5 protein-coding genes are annotated in these 8,888 nt (G+C 48.5%); all 5 read right to left on the bottom strand.

Features of this window, described 5'->3' with window-relative positions; all coding sequences use genetic code 11:
* Positions 1 to 469: 469 nt before the first annotated feature.
* On the bottom strand, positions 470 to 997 hold the full coding sequence (locus FHP88_RS17345) for a hypothetical protein (protein ID WP_260843354.1): 528 nt from the start codon (positions 995 to 997) through the stop codon (positions 470 to 472).
* Positions 998 to 1,256: 259 nt separating this feature from the next.
* Entirely contained in the window at positions 1,257 to 2,744 is a 1,488-nt protein-coding gene (locus FHP88_RS17340) for an ATP-binding protein (RefSeq protein WP_144360365.1), read from the bottom strand.
* Positions 2,738 to 3,445 carry a response regulator transcription factor gene (locus FHP88_RS17335; protein WP_144360364.1) on the bottom strand — a complete coding sequence of 236 codons (708 nt, stop codon included), beginning with the start codon at positions 3,443 to 3,445 and terminating at the stop codon, positions 2,738 to 2,740. Before FHP88_RS17335 ends, FHP88_RS17340 begins: the two co-directional genes overlap by 7 nt.
* 144 nt (positions 3,446 to 3,589) lie before the next feature.
* Positions 3,590 to 3,838, bottom strand: a complete 249-nt coding sequence (locus tag FHP88_RS17330; protein WP_144360363.1) for a hypothetical protein — start codon at positions 3,836 to 3,838, stop codon at positions 3,590 to 3,592.
* Between the two features lie 201 nt (positions 3,839 to 4,039).
* Positions 4,040 to 8,866 (bottom strand): NAD-glutamate dehydrogenase, encoded by a 4,827-nt coding sequence (locus tag FHP88_RS17325; RefSeq protein ID WP_144360362.1) that lies wholly within the window; start codon positions 8,864 to 8,866, stop codon positions 4,040 to 4,042.
* Positions 8,867 to 8,888: the final 22 nt, after the last annotated feature.

Genomic DNA, 8,888 nt, shown 5'->3' with positions numbered 1-8,888 from the left:
GAGAATCGATTTAGTTCTCTGGTGGGCCGCGTGGATCAGATCTATGCGGCCTGCGAAAAACTGGGACAACGCTGGGCACATGGTATCAGTGCTTGTCGGCAGTTACTGACAACTTAGCGGTACAGCCCACACATCATCTCTCGCCTTTCGCTTAAGGTCCTTGAATGCCTATCTCAGGTTGTTCTATGGCCTTTTACCATGAAAAAACGCATATATCGCTGGCGTCGTGATAAATCAGTGCAGATGACCGTAGTCGGGCCATCTTGACTGCATGTTAAGAATTTCTCTTGGTTTTGACTTTTTTATTTCTAATTGTTGGGTGTCTTGTTTTTTTGTTTATTTCTAATTGTTGGGTGTCCTGGTTATGTCTATGTCGTAATTTAAATCGATGGGTGTCCTGGTTATGTTGTTGATGGGTGTCCTGGTTATGTTGTTATGGTTGCTGGTTATGGTTGGTGAGCGCCAACAGCTACTTGTTAGGCTTTTTGTCCATGTTAAGTATCATAAACCTGGAGTCTGGATTACATTTTTTGTTGCACCACATTCCCCAATGATGGTCTCCGAACTCAAAAAATTGAAAACCGAGCTCTTTACCAGAGACAGACACAACTTTGACGCTATAAACGCGAGGCTCTTCTGGCGATTTATCAAAACCTGTTCTAAATACTTCGATTGCTGATGCAGCAGCCTCTCCCCTTAATTCTTTTAGCGATATTTCCTTAAAATAGGATTTATTACCAAGAGCTTCGGGATTTGACCGAACCATTTGCGATGGGATCATAACCGGACTGTACCCACCTGGGTTTGACCAAATCCATCCTTCCTTATTGCTAATAATATGTCCGTAAGGTGTACAAGCTATCACGCCCCACTCACTTAGCGGGTTGGGTAGTTCTTTCACTGCGTCTATAGGTGTACCTTCGCATTCACCTACAAGGGCAGCGTTACCTTCTAAGCAGAAGAACCCCAATATGAGTAATACTAAATACTTTCGCATTTCTACCTCTTCGGAAGCCTAACGCCGATTATACAGCCCACACATTCACGACAATATACGGCCGTAGAATATATTGAATACTACTGCGGTTTGTTCTACGCACTCTATTTCCCATTAATCAGAAACCAAGCTTGGAAGGATGACAATGAAATGGAGTTTTTCAGCATCCCTGACAAGCAGATATTCCCTAAGATCTCAACAGGTTACCAGGGAATTTAAAGCAGATGAACCATTTTCTTGACTCATACAGGAGGCAGGCTCAATCAGAAGGGATATAAGTCTCAGCCAGCGGCAAAATGATCGTGAACCGGGTCCCGCTACCGAGGGCGGATGTAACCTGAATATCACCCTGCTGCAGGGTCATGATGCGTTTGGCAATGGCCAATCCTAGACCGGCATGGTCACCCGCGCTGCTCTTGCCTCCCGACTGGAAGAAGGGGTCGAAGATATGGGGGATATCTTCCGCCTTAATCCCACAACCGGTGTCGGTGACGCGAATTACAACTCCGCTGTCTGAGTCATCAATACTCAATATGATGCGGCCGTTTGTCGGTGTATGGGTGAAGGCATTTTCGATCAGGTTTTCCAGTACCCGTTCGGTCAACCCGATATCAGCAAAGACAAAAGGCAGTGCAGGTGGTGGTGTCATGCTCAGTTGTATCTGCTGCTGGTTGGCACGCAGTTGGTATTTCTGCACCACATCCTGAACCAATTCAGCGGGCGGGAAAGGTTCACAGTTGGGTTGGGTCTCTCGCGCATCAAGGCTGGCCAGTTCAAACAGTTCTGATACCTGCTTCGACAGCCGCTTCGCCTGACGCAAGGCTATACCTGTGTACTCCTTGCGCTCTGGTTCACCCATCTCTTCACCCTTCAGTTCAAGTGATTCAAGATAGCCCATCATGGAGGCCAGTGGTGTTCGGAGATCATGCGATACTTGCGCTACGAGTTTTCGGCGCAGGCTGTCCTGCTCTTTCAATTGATCCAACTGCCCCTTTATATGCTCGGCCATCTGATCAAAGGTAGCGCCGAGCTGATCCACTTCATCACTCGATTTAGAATGTTCCAGAAGATAGGGTTGGTGAGAGGTGAAGTTACTCTGGTGAAAGGTGGCGATTAAATTTGACAACCGATGTAAACGACGGGTCAGTAACCGCAGTACTATCAGCCCTGCCAGCAAGCCAAGCCCGAGACTGGCCACCACCGCCCAACCACTCAGTCGCATGAAGTAACTTTCACGCACGACTTTATCGACGCTATCAAACTCCTCACCCCGTAATACCACATAGAGATAACCTTCGGGATGATCCGTAGTTGGCACTGGCGTAACGGAGAAGGCCTTCTGTCCATCGTGACTGCGCGGATCATCGCCCAGCAAGGGATAGCTTTCAGCACCACCCAGAAACGTCATGAGTGGTTCGAGTGAGACATGGTTGCGCTTTACCTTGCCCGGATCTGCAGAGTAAGCCAGTATTTTCCCCTGTAGATCGAGCAGGTAAATCTCGATACTGGGGTTGATGACCATGTACTGGTGAAAGGTCTCTTTCAGGGCCTCTTGGTTGAGTCGCCCCTCCGCTACCAGATTTCTATCTGCCACCAGATTTCTGGCCAACTCTTTATTAAAGGCTTGATTGACCTCTTGCAGATAATAGCGGGTGGCCGAGGTACTGATCAGGGCATAGAGCAGTCCGATGGTAACAAACAGCACCACCAGCCCTGCCGCCAGTTTTGCGTAGAGTGTTCTTAACATTTTTCTGCGAACTTATAGCCAACGCCCCAAACAGTGAGGATATACTTTGGATGAGCGACATCGGCTTCTATCTTGATACGCAGGCGATTGATGTGGGTGTTGACGGTATGTTCGTAACCTTCGTGGTTATAACCCCAGACAGCGTCGAGCAGTTGTACCCGGCTATAGACAGAGCCGGGATTGCTGGCGAAGTGGAGCAACAGATCAAACTCTCTGGCCGTCAATTCAACCGGCTCGCCTCTGACTTCAACTTGATGACGCGTCACATCAATGCGGATATCACCGTATTGAATGATCTCTTGTGCGGGCATGTGCTCTTTTGCGTGGGACAGTGCGGCGGTTCTTCTGAAGAGCGCTTTGATGCGCGCTTGCAGTTCAAGCACGCTGAAGGGTTTGGTGAGGTAGTCATCAGCACCCATCTCCAATCCCACTACCCGATCCAGTTCAGATGACTTGGCCGTCAGCATGAGGATCGGCACATAGCCTTCCCCGCTGCGGATTTCACGACAGATTGCCAGTCCATCCATGCCAGGCAACATCAGATCCAGCACTACCATGTCATAGTGCCCGCGCTTGAAAGTAGCAAGCCCTTGGCTACCATCGGTGACGATATCGGCCTGACAATCAATGTCATTGAGATGCATCTGCACAAGCCGGGCGATATCCGGGTCATCTTCAATGATCAGCACTTGATGAGTCATGTGAGGTTCTCAGGATCTTCTTTTCATTGTTTTATCATACATGGCCAGGGCTGGGGTGACTATTCTTCGAGCAATTCGATCTGTTTGATGAAATGAGATGCCGATCGACTTAGTGCGGAACTAAGCCGATCGGCTCAGACCGGCTTACATTTTCTTTTTATCCATCATTTTTTTATCCATCTTGTCATCCATCATCTCCTTTTTTTCCATCTTGTCCATTTTGTGATCCATCTTCTTATCCATCTTGTCGGCCATCATCGGCTTCTCCATACCCATAAACATAACCGGATTGCCTGAGCCATCCTTGACCATATTGCCGGCGCTGGCGACGGATAGCGCGGACATCATTACAGCAATGGAACAGATTTTCAGTACAGTGATTAATTTACACATGGCTTTCTCCCTATTTATATAATTTGCCCCGAGGCAGCATTACCAGTAGCGCTCCGTCATCGACAGAGAGAAGCTATTGGCTTGGGAGTATTTAACAGGGGGAAGGTCCAGCAGGGATCACGAAATATTCACATTTCTATAACGCTTGTGAATTTTAGAGCCTGCTCCCCCTGATGGAGGAGCAGCATACCGCTAGATTATTCAGACATCGGACTTCAGCAGCGAGCCAACACCTGCCACCACCACCGAAAGCATGGCAAAATCAACCGAGCTGCGAGCCTTCAGGTCGGTAATCATGCGCGCATGACGATCATAGGCAAAGCGATTGTCCTCGGCCCAATGCTCAATCATCTTCTTGGTATTCTTCTGTTTCTTGATTGTTACCATAAGTTGAGAGGTAAGATCACGCTGATGTTTATTCAGGGTATCGATCAGACGGGTTTTCGCCATTGTATGCCAGTGTGTCTGAACAGATAGTTTGGCAATCTGATCACGCACCCAGTGAAATTCCAGGCTGGAACCGAGATTAAAGTAAACACCTGCAACTATCTCAATATCACTCTGACGCTGTTTAGCGACTTCAACCAGATCCATAGCTGATGCAAGCATCAACATACGACTGACCTGCTGAGCCAACTCTCTCGGAACACCCGCCGCCATCAAGTATTTGATCTGACGATTAAGGGCGAGTCTATCTTTAGAAGCCAGTGGGTTCGGCATATGTTCGGAGAGCGCTTTCACACTGGACTGGAAGTAGTCCACCAGGTCACGGATAACGATCGTGTTCTGACGACTGCGCAAGATCCAGATAACACTCTGTTCCAGGAGTCCGGCAATCATACGCATCATCTCTAATTGGACAGACGTAGCGACTTTATTATCCAGTGATTCAATCTCATCCCATAACTCATCGGTTGAGAAGATCTTACTCGCAGAGAGATAGGCTCGGGTGACTCCAGCAATATTGGTTCCAACCTCTTCACGTACCCGAAAGCCAAAACCAGGGCCGATGTGATCAACAATACTGTTGGTCAAATGCGTGGATATAATTTCCCGCTTCAATTGATGGGTCAGCATTTCTTTACTGTAGCGCTCACCCAACACCTTGGGGAAGTAGTCAATTAACTCTGTTTCCAGGAATTTGTCATCCGGTATATCGGAGTGAATCAACGCATCAAAGTAAGTCATTTTGCTGTAAGCCAGCAATACAGCCACTTCAGGTTTAGTAAGGCCTTTATTGGCCGCCTGTCGCTCAGCAATCACTTTTTTACTGGGTAGAAATTCGAGCTCACGATTGAGACGCCCTTCACTCTCCAGGAAATCGATAAAACGAGCATGCTCATTCAAACGGGTGGGCGCCTCTGAAACCACCATGCTGATCGCCTGTGTCTGGGCATAGTTATCCGCCAACACCAGTTCGGCCACTTCGTTTGTCATCTCGGCCAATAGCCTATTGCGCTGTTTTACAGTCATATCACCGCTGGCAACTATCTGCCCAAGTAGAATCTTGATATTCACTTCATGGTCTGAACAGTCAACACCCGCTGAATTGTCTACGGCATCGGTATAGATCAAACCTCCCTTGCTGGAAAATTCCACTCGACCCAATTGGGTCACACCAAGGTTACCGCCCTCACCAAAGACTTTGCAGCGCAATTCATTGCCATTAACCCGCAGTGCATCGTTGGCCTTATCTCCGACCTGCTCATGTGTCTCTAGTTCGGACTTGACATAGGTACCAATACCGCCGTTCCAGATCAGGTCAACCGGCGCTTTTAGTAGCAAGTGAATCAGTTCGGTTGGTGTCAACTTGTCGGCCTTGGTACCCACCATCATCTTCACTTGTTCCGTCAAGGTGATGGATTTTGCGCTCCGTGAGTAGATCCCGCCCCCTTTGGAGATGAGCTTTTTGTTGTAGTCTTCCCAACTGGAACGGGGCAGTACGAACATGCGCTCACGTTCGATATAGGACGCCTCGGGGTCTGGGTCTGGGTCCAGGAATATGTGCATGTGATTAAAGGCCGCGACTAACTTGATGTGCCGCGACAGCAACATGCCATTGCCAAAAACATCACCGGCCATATCGCCAATGCCCACGACGCGGAAATCTGTAGTCTGGGTGTCGATACCCAACTCACGGAAGTTGCGTTTTACTGACTCCCAGGCACCCTTTGCGGTAATGCCCATTTTCTTGTGGTCATAACCCACCGAACCACCCGATGCAAAGGCGTCACTCAACCAGTAGCCGTACTCATCGGCCACGCCGTTGGCAATATCCGAGAAAGTTGCCGTGCCTTTATCGGCAGCCACAACAAGATAGGGATCATCTTCGTCATAACGCACCACATTGAGTGGTGCAATAACATTACCCTCTTTAAGATTATCCGTGATATCCAGCATACCCTTCAGCAGGGTCTTATAGCAGTACACCACTTCCGCCATCATGGTTTCACGATCCAGTCCAACCAGGGGCTGCTTAACAATGAATCCACCTTTGGATCCGACAGGCACAATAACGGTATTCTTAACCATCTGCGCCTTCATCAGGCCCAACACCTCAGTACGGAAATCTTCCATGCGATCCGACCAGCGCAAACCACCGCGGGCGACTTTTCCACCTCGCAGATGCACACCTTCCATACGTGAGGAGAAGACAAAGATCTCAAACATCGGCATCGGTAGTGGCATACCGTTAACCTGCCGTGGATCAATCTTGAATGAGACATAGGATTTACTGTTCCCGTCCGTATCCGGCTGGAAGAAGTTTGTCCTGAGCGTGGCCTGTATGATGTTGACATAAGTCCGCAAAATACGGTCTTGATCAAGACTCACTACCGCCTCAAGCAAAGACTCAATCTTCTGCAAAATCGCATCAATCGCGCCAGTTTTTGATTTGTTATTTGGGTTAAACTTAAGATTAAACAGATCCACCAGCAGGCGTGTGATATCCGCATTGCGGGTAAGGCTCTCGATTATGTAGGGCCGACTGTATGGGATTTTGATCTGTTTAAAATAACGGCCATAGGCACGCAGTAAGACCACCTCTTTCCATTTCAGGCCGGCATCCAGTACCAACTGGTTGAAACCATCGTTGTCCACTTCGCCCTGCCAGATTTTCAGGAAGGCCTCTTGAAACAGCTGACTGCTCTCATCTGTCAGCCGCTCTGCCCCACCCGAATAACGCATAGAGAAATCATGGATCCAGATCGGTATCGACTGATTACGGATGCGATAAGGACGTTCTCCGAATACTGTAAGTCCCATATTTTCAAGGATTGGAATGGCATCTGAAAGCGACACTTGATGCTCTGCCGAATAGAGTCGGCAATGCACATTTTCTGAGGACTCAAGAATTGGCCGGTAAAAATTCAGCCCCAACTCCCCGGTCAACCGCGCCTGCTCAATGCGGGCCACATCTGCGGCCGCCGTACGCGGATAGAAATCCTCACGAAAACCACTCGGAAAGGCATTTACATAGGCTTTATAATATTGTGAAGCCTGCGCTTCCCCATACTGTTCATTCAGTGCCGCACGCAGTTCATCACGCCAGGTGGTGGTAGCGGCAATAACCTGAGCTTCCAGATCCTCAATCGTGCAATCCATCTCCTTGTCAGGTGGTGAATGAATAATCAGATGAATCCTTGCCAATGTTGATTCAGTAAAGAAGGTACTGAATTCAACCTCCGTACCGCCAAAGGCATTCACCAGGACCTTTTGAATACGCAGACGTAATTCGCGGTTGTAACGCTCTCTGGGCAGGTAGATCAGGCAGGAGTAAAAACGATTAAAAATATCACGCGAAATAAACAGTCGGGTACGCTGACGCTCCTGCAGACCCAAAATGCCCATCGCCATCGTTTCCAACTCATCCACGGGTATCTGGAACAGTGCATCACGTGGATAGGTTGTCAGGATATTTTCCAACGCCTTACCTGAATGACTGGACGGCGCAAGTCCCGAACGCTTGATGACCGCCTGAGTCTTCTGGCGTAGTAGGGGGATCTGTTTTGGCGGACTGTTGTAGGCCACGGAAGTAAAGAGACCTAACAGACAGTAGATGCCATCAACTTCCCCCTTTTTATTGAAGCGCTTGATACCGATAAAATCCATGTAGGCTGGACGATGTACGGTAGACTTGGCATTGGATTTGGTCACAATCAGATAATCGGGTATCGACAGATAGGCCTCACCGGCTACTGGGATAACCGAGTCGGCCTGCTGATTATTCAGGCACGACTCCTGAAATAGACCCAATTGTGAAGAGCGATCCAGTTTCAGCGTCGGCTTGCCCTTGCCACTGGCCACATCAAACTCACAATAAGCCAGGAAGGTAAAATGATCGTCATCCACCCATTGTAGAAATCCACCGGCCTCAGACTGCTGTTCAGCATCGATGGGTAGTTTATCTTTATCAATGGTCTCACGGATTGATTTGACGCGTTGCTTCATTGTCAACCAATCGATATTGGCAAAGGTCACATCACGAATCACATCAATGACCATCTTCTCCAACGCTTGAAGCACATCAACAGAAGGCTGCTTTTCCACCTGAAACTGAATAAGCGATTCGACTGTTCCTTTGGCGTCACCGGACGGTCTAATTGTCTTTAATGCACCCTGTTTGTCCCGCTCAACGCTTACCAGAGGATGGGTGGTGAGATGTATGGTTAGACCCGCACGATTCAGCCCCATGGAGAGTGAATCGACCAAGAACACTCGATCAGTGGTCACAATTTCAATGATGGTATGGGGACTCTGCCAGCCGTGCTCTTCAAAATTGGGATTGTAGATTCGGACGGATGGTGTATCGGGCTGTCGTATCTTGAGTAACTGCCAATGTGCAATAACGGCTCCTACCAGATCAACAATTGCAATTGATTGCAGATCCGAGGCGGGTATATGACGATAATAGACACTGAGTAACTGTTCTATTTGCGCTCGCTCTTGCTTGGTGAATTTTGAATCGGGATAGCTTGCCAGGTTGTCGATCATCTGCTGCTGCAGAGAGAGCCCCTTATGTTTTGTCATGTTATTTTTTTCCAATGCAGTT

It is taken from the genome of Sedimenticola selenatireducens (assembly GCF_007625115.1).
Classification (GTDB): Bacteria; Pseudomonadota; Gammaproteobacteria; order Chromatiales; family Chromatiaceae; genus Sedimenticola; species Sedimenticola selenatireducens_A.
The sequence above is the reverse complement of the archived record's forward strand: the minus strand, read 5'-3'. Positions and strand labels throughout refer to the sequence as shown.

What these genes read in the sequence shown, in the direction of transcription:
- FHP88_RS17330 (WP_144360363.1), bottom strand. Translation starts at nt 3,838, where the DNA reads ATGTGTAAATTAATCACTGTACTGAAAATCTGTTCCATTGCTGTAATG.
- FHP88_RS17335 (WP_144360364.1), bottom strand. Translation starts at nt 3,445, where the DNA reads ATGACTCATCAAGTGCTGATCATTGAAGATGACCCGGATATCGCCCGG.
- FHP88_RS17325 (WP_144360362.1), bottom strand. Translation starts at nt 8,866, where the DNA reads ATGACAAAACATAAGGGGCTCTCTCTGCAGCAGCAGATGATCGACAAC.
- FHP88_RS17345 (WP_260843354.1), bottom strand. Translation starts at nt 997, where the DNA reads ATGCGAAAGTATTTAGTATTACTCATATTGGGGTTCTTCTGCTTAGAA.
- FHP88_RS17340 (WP_144360365.1), bottom strand. Translation starts at nt 2,744, where the DNA reads ATGTTAAGAACACTCTACGCAAAACTGGCGGCAGGGCTGGTGGTGCTG.